The sequence below is a fragment of the Solibacillus merdavium genome (assembly GCF_014836935.1).
In the GTDB taxonomy this organism is placed as follows: domain Bacteria; phylum Bacillota; class Bacilli; order Bacillales_A; family Planococcaceae; genus Solibacillus; species Solibacillus ferritrahens.
Genome location: NZ_JACSPW010000001.1, coordinates 589,666 through 612,388, shown reverse-complemented (window position 1 = coordinate 612,388; position 22,723 = coordinate 589,666). Strand labels below are relative to the sequence as shown.

General features: G+C 34.2%; 21 protein-coding genes. All 21 read right to left on the bottom strand.

Annotated features, from left to right (window positions below):
- Window positions 1–36: 36 nt before the first annotated feature.
- The 21 genes from H9632_RS02925 to H9632_RS02825 all read right to left on the bottom strand — a co-directional run bounded on the left by H9632_RS02925 (window position 37) and on the right by H9632_RS02825 (window position 22,677).
- On the bottom strand, window positions 37–2,685 hold the full coding sequence (locus H9632_RS02925) for an acetate and sugar kinases/Hsc70/actin family protein (RefSeq protein ID WP_191702611.1): 2,649 nt from the start codon (window positions 2,683–2,685) through the stop codon (window positions 37–39).
- 21 nt (window positions 2,686–2,706) lie between these two features.
- Complete coding sequence (locus H9632_RS02920) at window positions 2,707–3,402, bottom strand: iron-dependent peroxidase (RefSeq protein WP_225223628.1); 696 nt, start codon at window positions 3,400–3,402, stop codon at window positions 2,707–2,709.
- Window positions 3,399–4,676 (bottom strand): normocyte-binding protein, encoded by a 1,278-nt coding sequence (locus H9632_RS02915; RefSeq protein WP_318247660.1) that lies wholly within the window; start codon window positions 4,674–4,676, stop codon window positions 3,399–3,401. Before H9632_RS02915 ends, H9632_RS02920 begins: the two co-directional genes overlap by 4 nt.
- A 1-nt stretch (window position 4,677) precedes the next feature.
- Window positions 4,678–6,303: a PP2C family protein-serine/threonine phosphatase gene (locus tag H9632_RS02910; protein WP_191702609.1), complete on the bottom strand. Its 1,626-nt coding sequence runs from the start codon at window positions 6,301–6,303 to the stop codon at window positions 4,678–4,680.
- A gap of 33 nt (window positions 6,304–6,336) precedes the next feature.
- On the bottom strand, window positions 6,337–7,107 hold the full coding sequence (locus tag H9632_RS02905) for a PP2C family protein-serine/threonine phosphatase (protein ID WP_191702639.1): 771 nt from the start codon (window positions 7,105–7,107) through the stop codon (window positions 6,337–6,339).
- A gap of 66 nt (window positions 7,108–7,173) precedes the next feature.
- On the bottom strand, window positions 7,174–7,698 hold the full coding sequence (locus H9632_RS02900) for an FHA domain-containing protein (RefSeq protein WP_191702608.1): 525 nt from the start codon (window positions 7,696–7,698) through the stop codon (window positions 7,174–7,176).
- A gap of 32 nt (window positions 7,699–7,730) precedes the next feature.
- Entirely contained in the window at window positions 7,731–8,315 is a 585-nt protein-coding gene (locus H9632_RS02895) for an FHA domain-containing protein (RefSeq protein ID WP_191702607.1), read from the bottom strand.
- 31 nt (window positions 8,316–8,346) lie between these two features.
- The gene (locus tag H9632_RS02890) at window positions 8,347–8,772 is read right to left on the bottom strand and encodes a J domain-containing protein (RefSeq protein WP_191702606.1); all 426 of its coding nucleotides are present in this window, start codon (window positions 8,770–8,772) and stop codon (window positions 8,347–8,349) included.
- Between the two features lie 80 nt (window positions 8,773–8,852).
- Window positions 8,853–9,278, bottom strand: coding sequence for a membrane-associated protease 1 (locus tag H9632_RS02885; protein WP_191702605.1), 426 nt, complete (start codon window positions 9,276–9,278; stop codon window positions 8,853–8,855).
- A 213-nt stretch (window positions 9,279–9,491) separates the two neighbouring features.
- Window positions 9,492–11,660, bottom strand: a complete 2,169-nt coding sequence (locus H9632_RS02880; RefSeq protein WP_191702604.1) for a transcriptional regulator — start codon at window positions 11,658–11,660, stop codon at window positions 9,492–9,494.
- A 405-nt stretch (window positions 11,661–12,065) separates the two neighbouring features.
- Window positions 12,066–12,953 (bottom strand): serine/threonine protein kinase, encoded by an 888-nt coding sequence (locus H9632_RS02875; RefSeq protein ID WP_225223627.1) that lies wholly within the window; start codon window positions 12,951–12,953, stop codon window positions 12,066–12,068.
- Window positions 12,954–13,188: 235 nt separating this feature from the next.
- Window positions 13,189–14,334: a 30S ribosomal protein S1 gene (rpsA, locus tag H9632_RS02870; protein WP_191702603.1), complete on the bottom strand. Its 1,146-nt coding sequence runs from the start codon at window positions 14,332–14,334 to the stop codon at window positions 13,189–13,191.
- A gap of 114 nt (window positions 14,335–14,448) precedes the next feature.
- Window positions 14,449–15,123, bottom strand: coding sequence for a (d)CMP kinase (gene cmk, locus H9632_RS02865; RefSeq protein WP_191702602.1), 675 nt, complete (start codon window positions 15,121–15,123; stop codon window positions 14,449–14,451).
- A gap of 169 nt (window positions 15,124–15,292) precedes the next feature.
- The gene (locus H9632_RS02860) at window positions 15,293–15,943 is read right to left on the bottom strand and encodes a flagellar brake protein (RefSeq protein ID WP_191702601.1); all 651 of its coding nucleotides are present in this window, start codon (window positions 15,941–15,943) and stop codon (window positions 15,293–15,295) included.
- 83 nt (window positions 15,944–16,026) lie between these two features.
- Window positions 16,027–17,310 (bottom strand): PepSY1/2 domain-containing protein, encoded by a 1,284-nt coding sequence (locus H9632_RS02855; protein ID WP_191702600.1) that lies wholly within the window; start codon window positions 17,308–17,310, stop codon window positions 16,027–16,029.
- Between the two features lie 13 nt (window positions 17,311–17,323).
- On the bottom strand, window positions 17,324–18,139 hold the full coding sequence (gene sleB / locus H9632_RS02850) for a spore cortex-lytic enzyme (protein WP_191702599.1): 816 nt from the start codon (window positions 18,137–18,139) through the stop codon (window positions 17,324–17,326).
- A gap of 133 nt (window positions 18,140–18,272) precedes the next feature.
- Window positions 18,273–18,947: a glutamic-type intramembrane protease PrsW gene (gene prsW / locus H9632_RS02845; RefSeq protein WP_191702598.1), complete on the bottom strand. Its 675-nt coding sequence runs from the start codon at window positions 18,945–18,947 to the stop codon at window positions 18,273–18,275.
- A 127-nt stretch (window positions 18,948–19,074) separates the two neighbouring features.
- Window positions 19,075–20,040 (bottom strand): asparaginase, encoded by a 966-nt coding sequence (locus H9632_RS02840; RefSeq protein WP_191702597.1) that lies wholly within the window; start codon window positions 20,038–20,040, stop codon window positions 19,075–19,077.
- 5 nt (window positions 20,041–20,045) lie between these two features.
- Window positions 20,046–21,020 carry a YpdA family putative bacillithiol disulfide reductase gene (locus tag H9632_RS02835; RefSeq protein WP_191702596.1) on the bottom strand — a complete coding sequence of 325 codons (975 nt, stop codon included), beginning with the start codon at window positions 21,018–21,020 and terminating at the stop codon, window positions 20,046–20,048.
- 54 nt (window positions 21,021–21,074) lie between these two features.
- Window positions 21,075–21,833: a metallophosphoesterase gene (locus H9632_RS02830; protein WP_191702595.1), complete on the bottom strand. Its 759-nt coding sequence runs from the start codon at window positions 21,831–21,833 to the stop codon at window positions 21,075–21,077.
- A gap of 133 nt (window positions 21,834–21,966) precedes the next feature.
- The gene (locus H9632_RS02825; RefSeq protein ID WP_191702594.1) at window positions 21,967–22,677 is read right to left on the bottom strand and encodes a LysM peptidoglycan-binding domain-containing protein; all 711 of its coding nucleotides are present in this window, start codon (window positions 22,675–22,677) and stop codon (window positions 21,967–21,969) included.
- Window positions 22,678–22,723 lie beyond the last annotated feature (46 nt).

Here is a 22,723-nt window from a genome sequence, read left to right as displayed (position 1 = left end):
TATTCACCTCTCTTCTTTCATTGCCAATTTTTAGTTTTATTTTTGTCCATCAAAAAAGTCTAATTCCGACAGATCCGTTTCAAAAGCAAAGAATTCTTTATTACCAATTAGTAATTGTTCATCTCGTCTTGCTATCGGTACAACGTGGAAGCCCCAATGATTTTCTCCAGCAAAAACAAAGAACTTAATTTCACCATTTGCAATAGAATCCGTTTCTTCCTGCGGAATTTTTTCTGCTGTATAATAGCTTTCAATTTGCTCATATAGAACGGGTACAAAATTTTCTATATTATTAAAATAAATAAATTTCAGAGACGGTGTATCATCACTTCTCCATAAGAAGAATTCAACTTCTGACACACCCCACGGACGAGAAATCGAACCATGGATTTGATTTAAACGTTCTTGATAGCTAATTAATACTTTATTTTGTCGGTTATGTGTAAGAGCACTTACCGCATAAGGGATAACAGGTGCATGATTTGTCATATTTATTTCAATGACACCGTTTCTTCTCGCATTTAAGTATCGAATTGCCCCTCTTAAACACGCTAATTTTAATTCTGGTACTTTCCCAATAGTTTCTGCCTTTTGTCGAAACTCAATACTTCTCCCTGGAACAAACTCTTTCAAAGCCTCTCGAAAGGCATCGATTTTACAAGATTGCCCCGTTAGTTTGATAATGGAATAATCATTTAACGTGCCCTCTTCATAAAACTGTTCTAAAAATTCTCGAACAATATTATAGATGTCTCCCTTTATAAGGTGGTCAATCTCTTTAATATTAAAAAAGACATTCGGATAATCATAAATATCCTGGAACTGATTGTTATCGACAATCGATAGGCTCCAGCGCTCCACAGCTGTTACATTTATGTCGCTATCCTGCTGTGCATCACTTTCCGAATTAAATCGACTTCTTAAGATGCCGGTTCTTCTATAAAATTCTTTCTTCATTTCTTCAGCCATTTCCCAAAGGAAGTAATAATTGTTGCGTACACGAAGGTATTCATCTCGTGTTCGGTTCTCATATTCCTTAAATCTTGTCGGGATTACACGCTCTGCCTCTAAGAAGATTTTTTCAAATTGTTCATAAACTGTGGCCACACCATATTCATCTACATGTCGATAAATATCTTTCCCTGGTATGTTGATCAACGTATCAATATCGTAAGCATTTTTACCACGGCTATAATAATTCGCAAAGACAATTTTCATAAATTGGAAAATCCGGTAAGTTATATTATTCCCGCCGAAATTCGTATCTCCATTTTCATACGTTGTATGAATGTCAATTTTATAAGAAATATGCCCATCTTCTATTTGAAATCTGCAGGAAGATAAGTCCGTTGTTCCACCACCACAATCAATAACAAGCGCTTTATACTCTTTCCCTTCTATAAAGCTATTGTTTTCTATTTGATTGGCAATTGTATTATAAAGAACTGCCATTCCTTCGTCTAAAGCATATTCTGATTCGATTTGATACTCTGGAAGAATGGACTGAAACATCTCTGTAAACTGAGTTTTCAACTTGACTGGACTTGAAATATGCAAATATTTAAAACGACATTTAAATTGATGTTCTGCCATACGGATCACATATAGAACAAATTCTCTTAAAATTTGGCTACGGGGAACGAGCGCCGTATTTCCATTAGCATCCATTATTTCTTCTAATTTGGCATAATTATTAATCCACCGTTTTATTCCTTGAAATTTCGTTGCAAGGGATGTATAGCTGTTTTTTTTCATTACTTTTAATGATTCATATCCAAAATGATAGCTTGGTCGATCTGGGTTTGAGCAATCTGCTACACTTAATACGGTAGGGACTACTTCTACCCATTCGTCATGATGCATTGAATCTGGAAATGATACAAAATTAATGCTGTCTAATTGAATTCTTTGATTCAATAAATCTTGACTACATGGCGACGAAACATAATCACGATCCAAATAGACACCAGCAGTAGTATTTGTCGTTCCAAAATCAATTGCAAGGATAGCCTTTGTCGTTTCTAATTGCTTAATTTCCAAGTCAGGGACAGGCACTTTATAGTAGTGAAGATTAGTCGGTGGAAGTGGGTTCTCCTGATAGTAGGATTTATACAGATACTCTGAATCTTGTTTTCTCAAAAAAATAAAACTATAATTTTTATTGTTCGTTTCACGAATGCCTATTGCTTCCTCAGTAGCTAAGTAAAACTGATTTGGGGATGTTTGGTTTTTTAAAATGTTAAAAATACCACATAATTCAAAATGCTCATTTATTAGAAAGACATTGGATTCTGCTAATAATCCGCCTGTTTTTACGTAATATTGATCTCGCTCGTCCATTTTCAATCCACTATATAGTGTCATTTTTGCTGGAATTTTTATCTCGCCATTATCAGAAAGTGGTGTTTGTAAATAGGCTTGTAACGCTGCTTCTATTCTTTCAAATCCACCTTCCTTTTTATCTTTTATTAATAAATTTTCCTCAGTGCCACGATATCTAAGAATTGTTTGTATTAAATCATCTCTTGTTAAGTTGTTAACTAACCCAGTAACGAGTTTTTCTTTGTAGCATATGTTCCGAAGTTGAAAAGTCGTTAATTCCAATAATTCTACATGTGTATAAGTCATGTATTTCTTTTCTGTCAAACGATTATTTGTATACAATTTATAAGAGTATTTACTCATCTCGACCTCTCCTTTCACCTTTTAATACAAGGCTATCCGATCTATTTGCATTGTCTCTTCGGCATCGATAATACCGAAATGATTTTTCCAATATACTTCCAAATTGAAACCTATAGGTAAAAAAAGTGTTTGAACAAACTGGATCTTTCCCTGGTCGATAATATTTTCTTCCTTGCCTATATAGAGTAGAACTTCGTCTGCCTTCTCTGATTTTGTATATATTGTGCAATTTTTAAAAAGCCTTTTTAGAGTATCTTTCAGTAAATAAAGTGTTTCTCCAGTTCGGTACAATCGTAAAATATTGAAAAGGATTAATTCCTGCTCCACCTTTGAAAGTGTAAAAAAAATGTCACTCATATGTTTGCCAAATACATTGCCTAAAATTTCTCTCGATAGAAATCGAATATAATATTCACGTTTATTCATTCCTTGCATCCGATCAATTTCTGCAAGAAAATGGATGACAATATCCACTAAATATTCTTTGATTTCTTCATTTATTTCGCAATCTGGATGAAATATCTCTTTAAAAATTTCAAAATATCGATAATATAAATTTGCTTCAATCGGTTGTTCGTGTTCTATTAATTGCGTATTAATAATTGGAGCGCTTAATTCCATATAAGGTGAAAAATTTTGAGCTTGCGTAAAATGAATTTCTTTTTTTGGTATCCCTTGTTTTTCAGCCTTAATGAGCAATTCCCATATATAATTCATAGCCATTTCCCCATACATCTATATTCGAAGAAATATCGTTGCACTTCTGAAACAAGGAAACTCAATAGATCGTTTGAGATAAACGTTTCCTGCTCATTGTTTTTAAAGGATAACAGTAAGATTTTCTTATGCTGTGATTCCATCTCTTCTATTAAAAATGTATTAACAGGGTAACTGACACAATCATCCGGTGGGATTTCCTTCACTTCAATATCAATCAGCTCCAGCCTATGACTTACTTCAAAAGAATTTATTAGTCGAATAATTTCACCTTTTGTTTTTACATTGGCATTGTAATTTCTAACAAATTTATTGGTGAAATTATTGACTCTTTGATTTGACAGCACCTCATATTTGGCACCCTTAGGAAGCTTCTCATAATTAAATTGTGTAATTTTTAATAAGGACCACACCCCGGATTTATCCAGTGGTGAAACAATTGTCAATTCATCTTCCGTTCGCTGAATGTAGCGTACACTTTGCTCATCCGAATCAATAAGATAGCCATGTTGCGTCCCCAACTTCCTGATTGAAACAGTATGTTCGTAATTAACTTTGTCAATGGAAGGAACGGGAAATCCACTATTTTTTACTTCATGTCGCTCAATATTCCATAATGGCACCATATTTACATGTTTTATTTGTTCATACTCTTCTAAATCACATTCAACCTTATATATTTCTAAATCTTCTGATAAAAAAGGCCACTCCGTTAAAACAACATCGAAACATTTGTGAATATAGGGATGGTTTATCGTTCGCCAAGTTATGCCATTTACTTGGTATGTAATATATAGCTTTTCAATTTCTTGCAAATATACTGTATTTTTTTGAAGCCTAACTTTTATTTTCATTGGCCCTTCTGAAGTTAAAAACTTCCCATTGAATTCCCTTGGTGTTTCGATTATTTTTTGAATCTGAGTAGAATCACATGCTAAAAATATATTACTTACGATTACGTTATCGTTATTTTGAATCAATTCGATTATTTTTTTTGTCTCGATTGATTTATTTTCAAGGTCAGATGGAAGCATAGGGAATAAATAGTCGTGTATAGGATCAATGTCATCTCTTGTATTCAGCGTGACATAAACATCATATTTATTTTCAGCATCATCAATCTCATTAAAGATACGTTCCTCAAGTCGATTATTCCATTCCGTTTGATAATCAATTAAATTGGCAAAAACGCCGCTCATAATATTCTTTAATAATTGACGCTGTTCTAAATCATCAATTTTACGTAGTCTCTCATACATGATTTCCTTTAACACATTATTCCCCTCCCTTCTCAATGTCTTCACTAAAAATGTCTTCATTATCAAGTGGATCTAGGGTTGACGACACATCTGCTACTGGATTCGGAAGCACCGGATTTAATTTTTCATTTACATTCATAATTTTTCGCTCGAGGCCTAATACTTTTGCTAATAATTCTGTCTCTTGATAAATTTCCTGTGCTAATACATATGAATTTAATGCATTTGCATAGTCCTGCTTGGCATAGCTGTTGTCTCCACTTTTTTCTAAGGACTCAGCCTTCAATTCCTTTTGAGCCTTCTTCAATTCTGCTATTTTTTCTTCAGTTTCATCTATTTTTGTCTTTATTTGTGATTCACCGCTAAATGAGATTGCAACTGCTCTTTTTCTAGCCTTTTCATAAGCAGCTAACGCCTTAAAATAATCTTCTGTATTAAAATGATTATCTCCATCCTTTGTGGCTTCAACAATTTGAACGATGGAATCCATATTCGCTATTTTTTGATCAATTACGTCATTCCCAAAATTCTTAACTATTTTTCCTTCTTGACTTGCTTTTTCATATTGCTCCATTGCTTCAGAAAATTTCCCTGCTTCTGCTGCTTTATCACCGTTAATAATCAACTGTGTTACTCTCAGCTTTGTACCTAATAAATTTCTATGTACAGGATCCTTTAGCTGTTTGGCTATATTTCTTCCCTTGCTATATTCCATCAACGCCTCATCAAAGCTAGCGTCCCCAAAATAAATATTTCCTGTCTCATCATGATCTCTCATGTCTACGGCTAACTCTGCTAACTTCTTTGCTTGCTTCGCTTGATAAAACAACGTACTACCACCAACAATTAATGTGGCTATTAACGCTGCAGCAATAATTTTGATATATTTCGATTTTTTCTTATTTGACTCTACATATACTTTATTTACAAATATTGAAGCAACTGTATAATTGTTAATGACTTTGTTTTGCCTACTTAATAGTACTTCTTCCAATATGTCTGTATATTGAATTGGATCTTTCGCTAGCTCTAAGGCATCTGCCATTTCGATTTCATTGACATCCTCCCAAAATCCAGGTGTAGCAAGGAGTAACACGTCTCCATCCATTAACTTCATTTTCTTAGAAATATAAGGCTTAAAATCATTCGGTTTTCCTAAATAATTTAATAAATTACTTTTTTCGTCATGCATGTTTATTTCAAACGAACGATTCTTTTCATTGATGATTTCTTGTGCTAGACTTTGATCATTACTCCTATGTAAAAGAGTACTGTTGCGAAAATGATAGAACCGTGAATTACCTGCCACTGCATAGATTAACTTTGAGTAATCTGAAACAACAATAACAATACTGGCTTTTAATCGAACTCTTAAACTTTGTGCTTGTAGGTGCTGATGTGCTTTTTTCAAATATCTTTTTACGCTACTTCTTGATAGCGATGGTTTTTCCATAAATGACTCGAGCACGGTCTTTACAGCAAGTTGGGCACTCTTCATTTCTTGATCAGTATCTAATCCTTTTACAGCTACCCAACAAACCATGTCGTCCAACTCTGTAAAGGCAAAATAATCTCTATTTTGCATGAATGAGCCTGCTTCTGATAAAAAGCTAGTTTTGAAATCACTATTTTCCCTTCTCACAATGTACCTCCTTATTACACGCCCATTTATTCATCACACTTTTTCGAGTATAACGATTGTTGCATTATCTTGGTTTTTCAAATGTTTTTTTTCAATGACATGAATAATGTTACTAGCAATATCATAGGGAGCAGCATTCTGAGAAAGTAATGCTTCCAGTTCTACTTCTGTTAACGCATCATAAATTCCATCACTAAAAAGACAAATTTTATCTCCTGTAAATAGTTGAATAGGTTTTTTACCAACATCAAAGTTTTTAAACCCTTCATAGCCTAAATAATTAATCAGTCTCTTTTTTAAAGGATTTTCCTGTATTTCTATTTGCGAAATTTCTCCTGCTATATAACGCTCTTTTAACACATTTTCAAAAATATGTTTTTCATTTAATGCAAGAAATTCTCCTTTTCGGAATATCGTAATGATACTATCTCCAACAGCTCCCCAATGAAGATAACCTTCTTCATCGATAATTACTGCTACTAATGTTGTTCCACCATTCGAACCATTTAAATTTTGAACAATTTGTTTATTACTTTTTACAGCTGTAGCTTTAAAAAATTCCTGTATATTTGTTAAATTTCCTAGTGCAGTAAAGGCCTCTATAAATGTAGTGACAGCCACTGTACTTGCCATACGACCATTTGCCAAGCCACTAATTCCGTCTGCTAAAACAGCCATTGTCCCATTTTTTGTTTCACAAGTTGCAAAATAATCATCTTGTTCTTCTCTAGCTCCAATCGTTTGAGCATTTCCTATCTCTATATGTCTATTCTCCTCTTTATTTATGAGAATATTTCGAATCATCAATAGGGAGATTATAATGAGAATTAAAAGAATTAATATTATATAAGACAATACTTCCACCTCTCATCATTCTCCATTTTGGTTGTTTTCCCATTCAAAATGAACACCACATAAAGGGATAAATAGGAATATACTGCTTCCTAACTGTATTACATCATATGCAGCTAGTTCCGTAGGGGTATATACCGCCTCATTATTAAGGTAAGCTAATCCTGAAGCGTCTCCAGGAAGGAGATAGAAGTTTCTCTTTTTAGGGTCATAGACAATTACCGCATGATTGCGTTTGGAAATTGTATTATCCCCTATAATTCGAATATGCATATCCTCATCTCGGCCGATAAAATTCTTCTCCGATAGAATTCTATAATCTCTTCCTAATTGTGGTCCTTCAATACAAACTAACCATCCTGTTACTGGATTAATTCCATCCATTTCCCCTAAATACGGCATTGTTTTATCATCAGCTTCAGCAACAGCTACAGATTGACTGGCCATTTTAGGTTCATCTACTATGACATTACAATAAGGACAAATATTTCGGTGTCTTCTTGAACTAAACATATGACCATTTGTGCATCTAATTAAACTCATATTATTATCTCCCTTTGCTATCGCTTTTATCTCTATTTCACTAACATCCTAGTATTTGCTATGTATATTGTGTCTCCGCTGCTTATTGGATGTGGACTACCTTCACTTAACTGATTTTTCATCAATTTATTTGCTTTTTTAATACCTACACTGTTTATAGCGTCTATATCTTCGATGTACCATTTTCCTGACACGCAATTTAAAACAGCGTGTTCGAGGCTAATTAATGATTCGTAATCTGTCCCAGTTAAATCGATGTCCACGTTATTATCTTGAGAGCTTTTTCCAATAATTAGAGCTGTTTCATCTTCTATAATCCATTCATCTATTTCATCTCCTTGATTATTAAGGAGGACAATCTTCCTAATTTTAGTATTACTAGATGTTACCGGTCTTGTTTCATACAAAATAACTCCATAGATACACATGACAATCACAAAAATACTTCCTAAAATAACTTTCAACAACATATTCTCACCTATTATGAAAACAAAAAAAATAAAAAAGCACGCTATCACTACTATTGCGATATCTATACTTTTAACTATTTTTTGATTTCTTTTTTGATTTCTCTTATTTTTTGTATATGCACTTATTGAAACTTTTTCATCTTTCATACATGCTCTCTCCCATAAAAAAATTATTACTTTACTTATTGAAATAACGTTCAAATAAATCACTTGTATCTATAGGATTCTTTTTTCCTTTATGAGATTTTGATTGCATTTCTTTTGATTTAGGATTAAATCCAAAAAATTGTTCAAAGTTCTTTTCCATATCATGTATATTAAACGCCTGTTTACTTTCGGAAGTCTGTTTATTAGCTGTATTTCCAGCTTTTCTTTTATCGTGATTATGGGAAGCATTTTCTAACTGCCTATCATATTCTTCTCTAGATGTTTTATTTTTTAGAACCGTATAGGCTTCCTGTACTTCTAAAAAAATCTTTTCTGCATCCTTACTACCACCATTAACATCTGGATGATATTTTTTTGAGAGCTTTCTATAAGCAAGCTTTATTTGATCCTGTGATGCATCCTTTGAAACACTTAACGTTTCATAATGTGTTTTCATAGTAGCTCTCTCCTTTTTGTTCCCTTATTAAAATTATCTAAGGAGCGTTTTAAGCCCCTTAGATAAGAAGATGGCTGTTATTAAACAGCATAACCGCCTTCGATTTTAGCTAAATCTGTTTTGTCTTTCTTCTGCTTGATGAATAAAGTGAATTCTCCAATACCTTCTGTATCACCAAAGCGCTCCGTGTAATCAACAACAAACGCATTTGGGAAATTAACTTTTCGTACTACTTGATCAGCTGAAATAACTTCAAGCGTTACTTTTCGATAGCAATCTGCTTTTTCTGCTGGCACTAATGACCATAATGCTAACTTCATCGTATCATCAGCATTATCACCATCTGTCGCTGTAAGAATTTTCCCTTTAATTTTTAATGTTGCTCCTACATCTGTAGAGCGTGCATTTGAGTCATTTGGAGTATCTGTTTCATACTCAACAGCTATAATGCTGTCTAACCCTAATTCAATTGCTTCTGATCCTTCTACTTTTAATACAAAGCCCATTCATATTCCTCCAAAATTTTTTTATTTGAATTACCTCTACCGTTATACATAAATAGAATCTATCCTACGAATTTCAACCATTTCATAATATAAAATTATGAAATATGTACAAATTCATCTAGTAAAACGGCAAGGAATTCATATTTATGTTAAAAAGCTTATATGATATAAACCTTTTACATACTAATTACTGTAGACTTTAAGAATCCTTTTTTATGCTTTAACAGCACTTGTCCCTTTTGTAATCGAGACCTCAAGATTTTTAACATTTCCATTGAACACCAAATCAATCTGACATAAACTAGTCTTTTCATCGATAATGTAGCCTATATCATCTCCCTCTTGAATAACGGAGTTTACATAGCCTTTATCATTTATCCACTGACTTTTTTGACTAGATGGATTGTTACTAAAGAAGCGAACAATATTCTCGTGTTTAAAGTCACCTGATTGGAACCGGAGTATTCTTTCAATATAAGTACTTACTTGTGTTTTATAGATGGAGTCGAATCCATCTTCTTCCATAGCTAAACTTCTAGCTTTATATACTGTGATTCTTTTAATATCTTTTCCTTGTAACTGTGCATTTTCTGATGAGAATACAAAGCCAAAGTTTTTGCTATTAATAGAATCCTTAATATTATTTGTGAAGCCAGAAATTTCCTTGGCCATTGTCGTTACGGCTTTTAATGAATTGTCACCCGCTTCAATATCAAATCGAACTCCTGGGTAACCTCTTTTCACATTTCTGAAAGATTCTTTTAAATATTCTGGACACTGATAAGCGGACGCAAGACCAGCTGCTACATAGCTAGCTCCTACATAAACACCCTCTATCCAAAGCTTTAAAATGTCTTCTTTTTCCTTAGATAATCGCGCTCCATTTTCAAGAGCTTCCATTTTTGTATCAATTACTACTCCTGATTTATCTTTAGGAATAATTGTGAAGTTAGGTAAACAAGGAATAGCAAACTCACTATAATCTTTTCTCATTAAAGGTGCGCATTTATCAATTAAACGATCAATACCAGCAGTTGCGATTGCATTAAAAGTTGTCGTTTCTTCTGCTATAAAGTTGAAGAATATTTGTAATTTATAATCCTTTACCGTATCTAAAAGCATAGATAGCGATTCCATTGTATTTCCTTCTAATTTTGCAACCTTTTCATTGCCTTTAAATCTTGCTCTACTAACTTTAGCTTTACCGGAAGCCTCTAACTCAATTGCCGGCACAATGCCATACCAGATAGTATCTGTAAAGTCATTTTTAGAGTTAACCGTATTTAAAAAGGCTCTTAGACGTGGAAGATTATTACTTTTAACAAGCATATCTAACTTTGTATTCGTAACAATTAATGATGGCTGCATCCCTCTGTTTTTCGTTGCATACTGATCGAAATACATTTTCACACCTAAAATCTTCTCTACTAAAGGCTTAACGGTCTTTACGAATTCGTCCTTCGCATCTTTGTAAAACTCTAAATATGTATTATAGTTTTGAACTTCCGTCTCTACATCGATGCTATTTTGAATCATTGGCAATGGAGCAAAAGTTCTTACTACCAAATCTTTAACATATGAAGAATTTGACTCAGAAATTGCTTCATAATCTTCTTCAAAAATTGTACTTAAACCATTATTTCCGTCACCTGAAATAACCATTAGCTCTGAACTATCTGGTTTAGGTGCTTCAATGATTTTTAATTCACCCTTTTCTCCAATCGAAAGGGTCCCTATTTGAAATTTTTCAGATGCATCTGCTTCTTGATTAGCACCTAATAATAATCTCGTTTTTATATCTTCAATCGCTAAAGGTAACATGGCCATAACATTATTATAATTTTTACTTGCTACTTCAAACATTAAGTTAAGCTTATCTCCCATATCTAACTTCTTTGGGTCATTCTCTTCTAATTTTTCGTATTCCCCGTGTAGATAGTGGATTTCTTTTCTCACTTGGCGAATATCATCCATTACTTTTTTAGGGGAAATCATATCTAATAAGTTCTCAAACTTAAAATCAACGTTTGTTATTCCTTGGCTTCTTTTTGTATCGATAAGCGTAAATAGCATTTTTAAAAAATCATTATTTTGATCAATAGGAATTTCTGAAATACAATCTTCCTGAATTCCTTCTGGCTTTTTTAATGTATACATGACCTTTTGGTTTGCTGCATTATAAAACGAATAAACCGTTGGAGAAAACTTGTCTAAAAATTCATCAAAACTTTTAACAAGAAGATACTGATTAATTTCTTTAATTTTTTCATCACTAAGACTATCAATGTCTTTCACGTCACCAACAAGCGTAATTAAATCTAATTTTTCTGGATTAATTTCTTCAAAAAGCATTGTTCTGTTCGTTTGATTAATAATCTCCATTTATACGGCTGCACAATTCCACAGCCATCCCTCCAATTCATAAATTGATTAATGGTTCCTTATACTTATTAACTTAGAAAAGGCAAAAAAATTTTGTTCATGCTAAGTTGGATATATTTATAAACAATTTATTTGAATTTATACCAAAATAAGGTAATTAGTACAAAAAAATAAACAATAAAAATTAATACTGTATATAGGTTAATAAATGCGTTTCAAACATCCAACTTTTACCTAAATATACAATATAACTAATTATTGTCAATTGTTATAAATGTATTTTTTTACCATACTGAGAGATAATATTGATGGAAAATAATATTATTTCCCTAATTTTCAATTTTAAGAATTTCATATCTAACCCTAAAAATGTCGATTTTTAACATTTTTATGGATTTAGTACAATTACTTAAAATATTTATCAATCAAAAGCGCCAATTTAATAAAATTTAAGGAAAAACACCGTTTCCTTTGAGCTAATGCCAAACTCCAACTAATTATCATAGATAACAGTAAAGTGATTTTCCGATTATTTGATTTTACACTACTTATTTTTCCTGTAATTAATCTTTGGGAAATATCAATCGGTACGACATCCGTTAAAGAATAGTATAACGTAGCAGCAAAGCCGTATATATCAGTTTTTATACCTTGTTTTGCTTTTTTAGAATATTGTTCTAATGCTGAATATCCTGGTGTTGTAAAAATAGAAGCCTCCTCATTATTTTTATAAAAAATGGCTGAACCAAAATCCAATAAAAAGACATTTTTTTTCGAATCTATCATAATATTACTAGGTTTTATATCCCGATGAATAATCCCCTTCTTGTGAATATAATGTAATGCATTTATTAATGGTATAAAAATACTATTAAATAAACTATGTCTCTTATGTAAAGGAATACTTTTTAAATACTGGTTCAATGTAATCCCATCATAATATTCGGTAACTATATAAGCAGTGTTATTCTCTTCAAAATGTGATATATACTTTATAATATTATCGTGAGATAGTTGTTGCAGAATGATTGCCTCATGTAAAAAATTTTGCTTCAGCGCATCAAATTTCCCCTTAGAAGATGGCAAACGGTTAATTATCGTTTTATTATCTAAATCACGTATGGCAATTGATTTTGGATAAAATTCTTTAATTATGATTTGATCTTCTGTTAAAATATTTTTACCTTTATAAACAATTGAAACTTCACTTACAGAAATAATCATTTCAATTTTATAAAGATTATTTAAAATACAATTTATACTTAAAGTTATCCCATCCCTTATTTTTTCCAACGAGCTAGCCTCCTTCCCCTTATATTTTCAAACTATTTATATAAAACTGACTCAAGATTAATTTTTATTTAATTCACATATATTGTCAATATATATAATTTTAGGAGGGTATTATATGATTTTCTTTTATAATTAATTATAGAAAAAACACCTTTAGAATAATGTATGGTTACATACCTATTCCAAAGATGTTTTAGTTGGCTTAAGATTAAGTTGGTCTAAAGCTTTATTTTAGTTAATTTTTATTAAAACCCTTTAATTGGTCACCGATCACGTCGCTGAATGAGAAGCCTTTATTTTCTTCCGGAAGCTCATAATCGAAATCTTCTTCTGCAGCTGAATCTTCCTGTAATGCTTTAATACTTAAAGCAAGACGTTTTTCATCAGCATTCACTTCTAGCACCTTAACTTCCACTTCTTGTCCATCTTTTAATGCTTCATGTGGTGTATTAATATGCTTGTGTGAAATTTGAGAAATATGAACTAGTCCCTCTACACCCGGGAATACTTCAACGAACGCACCAAACGTAACAAGACGCTTAACAGTACCTGTTAATACAGAACCCTTTGCAGCCTTTTCCGTAATGTTTGTCCATGGACCAGGCAATGTATCCTTAATCGATAGCGATACACGCTCATTTTGAATATCAACTGACAGGACTTTAACCTTTACAGGTTGTCCTTCCTGTAAAACGGTAGAAATATCTTCTACATGCTCATGAGCAACTTGCGAAATATGGACTAAGCCGTCAATGCCGCCTAAATCAATAAAAGCACCGAATTTTGCTAAACGTTGCACCGTGCCTTCCAATACATCGCCTTGATTGATGTTTTGAATAACCTGTTGCTTTTTCGAAGCCTTTTCTTCCTCAAGTACCGCACGATGAGATAAAATAAGTCGACCTTTGTCTTTATCTAATTCTGTAATTTTTAATCGTAAAGTCTTTCCTTTATAGTCTTCAAAATCTTCTACAAAGTAATCCTCTACCAGTGATGCGGGAACGAAACCACGAACGCCTAAATCTACGACAAGTCCGCCTTTTACAACATCTTTTATTTCCGCTTCGAAAATTTCCCCGGATTCGAATTTCACTTTTAGCTTATCCCATGCTTGAAGTGCATCGACTTTTCGCTTTGATAAAACAAAATTTTCTTCCTCAACTTTCGTAATCATTAGCTCAAGCTGATCTCCAACTGAAACTATATCGGAAGCTTTTTCAATGTGTAAGCTTGAAAGTTCGCTAATAGGTATAATTCCATCAAAAGGTGCCCCCTCGATAGAAACTGTCACTGACTTCTCTTCAACTTGTACAGCAACACCTTTCACAATATCTCCTTCTTGAAATTTTTGGTTTAACCCTAAATTCATTTCCTCAGACATATGTAGCCCTCCTTCGCATTATCCACCTTTATTTTATTCCAAATGTTCAACAAAGACAAAAAATAACCCTTTATTTTCAGAAATTTCATGCGTTACAAAGGATAACCATATAATTTAGCTCATTTTTCGCTGTGCTAAATCTATAATTTCCTGTGCAGCTTCTTCAATTGATAAATGTGTTGTATCTAAAAATAGTGCATCTTCTGCCTGGATAAGTGGTGATGCTTCACGTTCGCTGTCTAGCTTGTCCCGGAGTGCGATTTCCTGTTGCAATGTTTCAATTGTAGAAGGGATTCCTCGTCGTTCATTATCAAGGAAGCGACGGCGTGCTCGTTCTTCAACAGTTGCCGACATGAAGATTTTAAGCTCTGCATCTTTTAATACATGTGTTGCAATATCTCGTCCATCCATTACAACTCCACCATCTGCTGCCAGCCTTTGTTGCATTGAGACCAATATTTCACGAATATTCGCATGTGCCGCGACTTCCGAAACATTTGCAGTTACCTCATTTGAACGGATTGCTTCAGACACATTTTGTCCATCTACAAAAACAATTTGCCCCTGCTCTGATGGCTTTAGTGTTATTGCTGTGTTTTGCAGCATTGTTTCTATAGACTTTGCGTCATGTAATTGTATGTTTTCATTCAATGCTTTATACGTAACAGCTCGATACATTGCTCCTGTATCGATATACGTAAATTGAAGTGCCTCGGCCACTATTTTTGCAATTGTACTTTTACCTGCCCCTGCTGGACCATCAATTGCAATTTGAATTTTTTTAACCATAATTAAATCCCTACTTTCCGTAGTTATTGTATCATAACCTGAAAAATATTTACCTTCATTTCAATCTAATTTTTACTTAGAATTTTTTTCGCGATTTTATAAAAAAGGCAAATATATATTTAAAAAAGATCTAAAAAGTGGGATACTTTTTAGATCTTCACATTGCTTATTATATTTCGTTCAATTCTTTTTTCCTGATTAACACTTGACGCTCAAAGCAGAAGCGCACAATTTGTTGTTTATCAAAATCCTCGGTATCTGCAAATTGTAATGACGCCACTAGAATTCCATCCCGCTCGAAAATTTTGACTACTTCAGAGTTTGTCTCAACGTACCGGATCTCTCCATTTACAAACGGTAGCACGATTAAAGAATTTACCGTGTCACCTTCATTAAAATTCACTGGGGTTTTTAACCGAATTAAACTGCCGCCCGCGCTAATATCATCAGCAACGAGCTGGAATTTCTGTCCTTTATGCTCCACTGCAATATCTACAGGTGTTTCGACACGAACATATTGTCGACGTTGAATTTTTATGAATTCATCAGCAGCAGGATGTGCGAGGATGATCATCTGTACATCCCCGCCTTTACGCCCTAAAACTTCCGTGTTAAAAGAATAGGTATCCATATCGCTACTGAATGTTACTCGAAATTGTGCACCATCTATTAAAAAAGCTGTTTTCTTCGTTGCTACATTAATCGGATAATCAATATAAATCATATTGTTTTGTTTTTCTACAATACGACATTTGAATTTTTCAATTTTTTCCGTATATGTTGGTTCTAATGTTAATTGTGTTCCAATTTTAAGTTCCATTTTTTCTCTCTCCGTTACAAATATAATGATAATCCATTATCTCACGGGAAAGGAAAATTAGCTATATTTTTACAATTGGTTAATTAATTTAGCTTTTCATTTTTTATTACTTCATGCGTTTCTGCATCGATTACAATACGAAAAGTATCGTTGGATTGATTATTTAGCCTTGCAATTACTTCATAACATTTGCGCAGCTGCAGATTTTTGTTAGCTGTATAGATTTTTTTCATTTCCTCTACAGAAACCTGGTCGGAAAAGAACTCCTCCCAATCGATTGGTACTTCACCCTGAGCCGTTATTTTTTCCTCCTGTATATATTCCATAGCATTGACCCCTAAAATTTCCGCATTGTCTTTTGCTACTTTCACCTGAATACTGTCTGGATATACTAGCGCTTCATCTTCACCATGTACTCTAGAAAATACGAAATGCCATGCTTCATGGTTTTCTCTTGATTCGGAAAGTTTCACGTCGGAATAACCGACTTTTTTCATAAATCTTTCGGCAGTATTCAAAATCTCCTCATGTGATAGTGGATGTTTTTTCACTGGTCTTTCAAGTAAAAACGAGAGAAGATGACCGCCATTTTCTGTTATATCGGCATAACCAATTTTCGAACCATGGATATACTGGATATGATAAAAAGGATATGGGGCATCATCGCTGCTTTTTGTGACCGTAACAAGTGCATCATCAATATTCGGGAAGAAGTTTTTGAATTTCTTTATTGCCTCACTTTTTGTGATTTTTTCATCCTTTATATGTTGTAAGTCTCGCTTTTTTTCATAATCTGACTCACTTGCAGTTAAAGGGAAATCGGTTTCATTATATGTTTTTAGTTGTTTGGAAACATTCATAAATGGTGATTCACTTAAATCTGTTGTATGGTTTGTCGACCATTTTTTCATGTCACCATCATTTTCATAAAATGCTACTGTTGCTGTATTCCACTCTTCTGCAAATGCATGTAAATTGGCTGCAACGGTAGTCATTTTATTGCGCCAATTTTCATAATCTCCCGTTTGTGCTGCTTGCTTTGCATTATCACCGATTCTCCCTAAATAGCGCATCCATTCATTTTGAACTTCCGGCTGTATCGGCAAATTGGCTACAGACTTTCTTAAATCACTGCTCATGCGCCAAATCGAATCTAATTCATTATTCAACGCTTTTTCATCTTGAAATAGTAAAGATTGCTCGACTGTTGAATGTAATGTTGATAATTTTTCAGTTGCTGCAGACAAATCTCTTGTTTGGGCTGCAAAAACCGAACGTTCAAGCTGTTTATTTTGAGTAAATAAATCAAATGAGACAAATCCCAATATGACGATGAATAAACCTAATAAATAAGCAAAGTTTCTCATGTTTCACACCCTTTTATAAGCAAAATATATGTTCGCCGATTTGTTTAATTTGTGGTCTTGACCATATCCATTTACTTGTCGCTGTTACAGGATTGAAATAGTAAAGAGCGTTTTCAGACGGATCCCAGCCATTAATTGCATCGAGAACAGCCTGTTTAGCACGCTCATTTGGAGTAAGCCAAATTTGTCCATCTGCTACTGCTGTAAAAGCTAAAGGCTGGAATATAATTTCCGAAATTGTATCCGGAAACTCTGGAGATTCCAATCGGTTTAAAATTACCGCTGCTACAGCGACTTGTCCTTCATATGGCTCACCCCGTGCTTCTCCGTAAACAGCATTAGCCAATATTTGCAAATCCTGTTCCGAATATCCTGGTGGTAATTGCATTGAATCCGTCAAATTAGATCCTTTTCCAGACTCCTTGTTCGAGCCTGTTCCTGCAGCTGTACCGCTCTTTTTCACTTGGTCTTTCAGAGGTATACCTCCATAGTACGTAAACTGATTTCCGGCATTAATTTGCTCATGCACAAAAGCTCGATCAAAATCAGAGTTATTTACAAGCTTTTCTTTCGTTTTTTGACCTGCGATTCCGTCTACCGGAAGTCCATATTGTTCCTGGAAATTACGCAGAGCCCAATACGTTCCATATCCAAATTTCCCGTCAATTTTGCCATGATAAAAGCTTAAATATTGTAATCGTGCCTGTAGTTCAACCACATCATCCCCAAAAGCACCACGCTGCACTTCTTGATCTGAAAATGCAATTGTATGACTCGCAAAGCTACCTGACAAAATGAGTATGAATAATACAATCTTTTTCAATGACATTTCCACTCCTTTTTTAGTAGGATGGAGTTAATTAAAAAGTTTATACATTCGAAAAATATATTTGGTATATAAAATAGAGAACTTCTACGCGCAACAAAAAAGGTCTGATACAAAAAAATCTGTATCAAACCTATTATGTATCACCGCTTTGGGATAAGTGATCTATTAAATGCTCATGCGCTTGTTTGACTTTGCGTAATGCAAACGTCCAAAGGAATAGCATAAATGGCAACATTGCATACATGAAATACTCTTCCAACAATAATATCGAGTTATATATAATGTGAAGTCCAATTGGTGCAAATAAAGCGAGTGCAATATATTTTTTCTTGATTGTTTCGCTTGAAAACTTCCCTTTCCCGTAATAGTATCCCATAACCACGCCAAACAAAGCATGACTTGAAACAGGTAATAGTGCACGCATGAACGCCTGGTCCACACCAAAAGATAACAAAAAAATCACATTTTCCACAGTGGCAAACCCTAGTGATACGGCTGCGCCATATAAAATACCATCGTACGGATCATCAAATTCGACGTGCCGTAAAATAACAGCTAGAATTATGAGCCATTTTACCAACTCTTCAATCGAACTCGTAAAAATAACATTAATAAAAAAAGGATTCGTAAATGTTTCCTCTTCTTTTAAAACGAATTGTAAGAATAAAATGGGGAACGTAATAATTGCTCCATAAATAAACGATTGAAATAATGTACGCCGCGGCTCTGTATCCATTTCATTTCGTAAATAAAAGTAGCTTAAAAGGGCTAGACCCGGCGCAATTGCTGCAGATAAAACTATAAACATGTGCCCGGCTCCTTTCGATTCTTAACTTCTAAATAGTATAGCACTATTTATTTATTCACAGTTATCATTATCCAATATTTGTATAAAAACGATTAAAACTCGGTAATTTCTGACCGAGTTTTAAATATCATTGCATAAAAGAAGCATAATTTGTATCGCCATTTGCGAGCATTAATAGTAGCTTTAAACGAGCTTTTTTCGGATCAAAGTCGCCCCCCATAATAACACCAGTATCTTTCAGGTTATTGGCACTACTATAATAATCATATGTAGGGAATACGCGCCCTTCCTCTGTTGATGTTGTCAGAACGACCTTTGACCCTTTTTGGCAAAGTTTTTCGATTGCACCCATCATTTGCGGTGCAACTTGACCACGTCCTGCACCAACAAGAATCACCCCATCAATATCCGCTTCATAAAGAGCATCTAAAATAATAGAGCTAGCTCCTAAATATGCAAATACGATTTCTACAGTAGGGTAATTTTCTTTTATCGTATACACTTCTTTATGCGTTGGCTTTTGGTAAATTACAACCTCATCATTATCAATAAAGCCTAACATACCGTAACCAATTGCACCAAACCCATTAATGCTTGAAGAGTGGGTTTTCTTTACATATTTTGAATGCAAAATCTTTTCATTAAATACTACACAAATACCAATATTTTTTGCCTCATCACTTGATGCCACCAATAAGGAATTCCGTAGATTAGAATAGACGTCCGTTCCGATGTCCCCAGGAGACTTTTGGGATCCTGTCACAATAACCGGACGCTCATCATGTAATGTCAGCTCTAAAAAATATGCAGTTTCCTCTAGACTGTCTGTTCCGTGTGTCACCACAATTCCACTTACAGAAGGATCTTGAAAAACTTTTGTAATTGTTTTGTTCAAGTGATTTAAATTTTCAAATGTCATATGCATTGACGGGATTTGATATAAATCAATTAATTCAATATCGATATCATTTTCAAGCTGGCACATCGATAAAATAGCCTGTCCATCAAGCTTACCGGATTCTAGCTTATTTTTATCGTTTCGCGTACTGGCAATAGTTCCACCTGTTGTGATTAGCACTACTTTTTTCTTCAAAAAATTCACCCCTTATGTAATTTTTCGTGTGCAATATTTTTTGCGATTAACCCTCCATGGAAGCGACCATTTTCAATAAAAATCTCATTTGCATTATTGCCTGCTGCTATAACTCCGGCAATGAACAAATTTTCGATATTCGTTTCCATCGTTTCGGGATTAAAAGAAGGTCTGCCTGTTTCATTATCAATATGAACACCCATTGCACGAATAAATCGGTGGTCCGGATGATAGCCAGTCATTGCAAAGACAATATCGTTGCCTACTGTTTCGGTAACTCCTTCTATATCTAAAATTACTTCTGTCTCACGGATTTCCTTTACTTCTGTATTAAAATGCATCGTAATTTCACCTTCGCGAACAAGCCCCAAAAATTCCGGTAGTACCCATGGCTTAATGCTTGGTGAATAATCATTGCCTCTATAAATGACCGTTACATGTGCCCCTGCTTTGTTAAGCTCCAGCGCAGCATCGATCGCTGAATTTTTGCCTCCAATAACGAGAACCTTTAAATCAAAAAAAGGATGACCTTCTTTAAAATAATGATGAACTTTCGGCAAGTCCTCACCCGGAATATTTAAATAGTTCGGATGATCATAATATCCTGTAGCAATAACTACATAAGGTGTTTCATAAATATCTTTATCTGTTTGTACGGTAAAAAAATCATTTGTTTTTTCTACACTTTTCACCATTTCAAATCGATTGACTTGAATTTTTTTAGCTTTCACCACTTCACGATAATAGACTAGTGCCTGATTACGCTTTGGCTTTCGTTCTTCAATAATAAATGGCACATCGCCAATAGCTAACTTCTCGCTTGTACTGAAAAATGTTTGATGTGTCGGATAGTTGTATATTGCATTGACGATATTTCCCTTTTCAATTACAAGTGGTGACAGTCCGATATTTTGTAGTTCAATCGCTGCTGATAATCCACATGGACCTCCACCGACAATGATTGCATCTACCTTTTGCATAGTAACAGCTCCTTAATCAAATACAATAACCTTATTATATTGCTCTTTCTTATTTTACGAGGACTTCTCTTTGAAATTTATTTCTATTAAATGGCACTCAGGCTTTGCACCGAATCGCAATGGTAATAGAGTAGTACCATAGCCGTTGCTTACTAGTTCATAGCGGTTACGAATCTTTTTGAAATATCCATGCGGTTGGAATCCCAATTTTCCCAACCGAATTTGGCCTCCGTGCAAATGTCCAGCAATACTAAGTATTGGTTGGAATTTATGATGGATTTTTTTAAATAACTCTGGGTTGTGAGCAATAAATACTGTCTGCGATTCCTCACACTGTTCAATCGCACGTTGAATATTTCCTTCTCCTGGTCGATAGGAAACCGCGCTGATCGTTAACTCATTTTCGTTTTCCAGTTTTATTGATTCATTTTCAAGTATACTAATTTCGTGCTTTGCTAATATTTGGCGAAGCTTATGTTCCCCAAATTCTACATCATTATTCCCCCATATAAAATAGGTTGGCCCGAGTTGCTTGATGAGTCTTATATTATGAAGCAAAGTTTCTTCAGTTGTACGGCGATCTACAAAGTCTCCGCCAATTATGACAGCACTTACTCTTTTGTTTATCGATGTAATCATCGTGTCATCAATTTTGCGAGCATGTGTATCGGAAATAAAAAATATATGAACCTTCTCCTGTTGTTTACCGATTGTATGTACTTCATGCATACGAAGGTTATTTTCATGTGCCTGCATATACATAAAAAGCAGCAATACAATACAAATACTCCCGATTATACCAATAAAAACCATGCGCCATCCTCCAATATAAAAGCAAATACTGTTTATACATTATCCATTTTCAACGTTTTCTTAACAAATAAAAAGACGAGCGCCAAAACGGATCGTCTTTTTACATATCGATATACGAAATGTTTTACTGCTCTTATGGAACTATTACTAAAACTTGCCCAGCTGAAATACTATCAGATGATAAATTGTTGGCAGCTTTTATTTTTTCAATATATGCAGGGCTACCGTTACCGTAGTACTTTAACGCAATTCGATATAAGTTGTCCGATGAAGAAACTGTATGTGTTTTTTGCTCAGCTTTAGCTGCTTCTTGTGCTTTTTTCTTTTCCTCAAGCTCTTTTGCTTTTGCAGCAGCAACTTTTTGCGCTTCTTCGGCTTTTTTGGCTTCTGCAGTATCTTTTTCTGCTTTTGCCTTAGCTAATTTTTCTTCTGCCTTTTTTGCTTCTTCCGCTGCTAAGCTCTCTTTTTCTGCCTTTTCATCATCGACTTTGGCATTTTCAGATGCTTTTTCAGTGTCTGTTTCTTCTTTATCATCATCGCTGCTAATAGAGGCAGGAGTTTGCGGATTTTGCTTTTGAATTTCTACTAAATTTTCCTGCCCACCGCCACTTGCGCCTTCTTTTGCAGATGTGCTTGGTTCATATAGAAGCCATACGTACCCTAAAATTGTTAAAGGAATAAAAATTAAGACAACCGTTAAGACTGTCATCATTGGGTTTGATGGTTTTTTGGCACTCTTTTTTCCGTGTCTGCTAACACGCGACGCTTTTGAACCTGACTCGTTATGTAGGTCAATCTCTTGGCGATGCTCTTCTACCTTCTCTCGGTAATCTTCTTTTGCCATGTTCTGCACCCCTCCAACTACTAAAAATATAACTTTATTATGACGA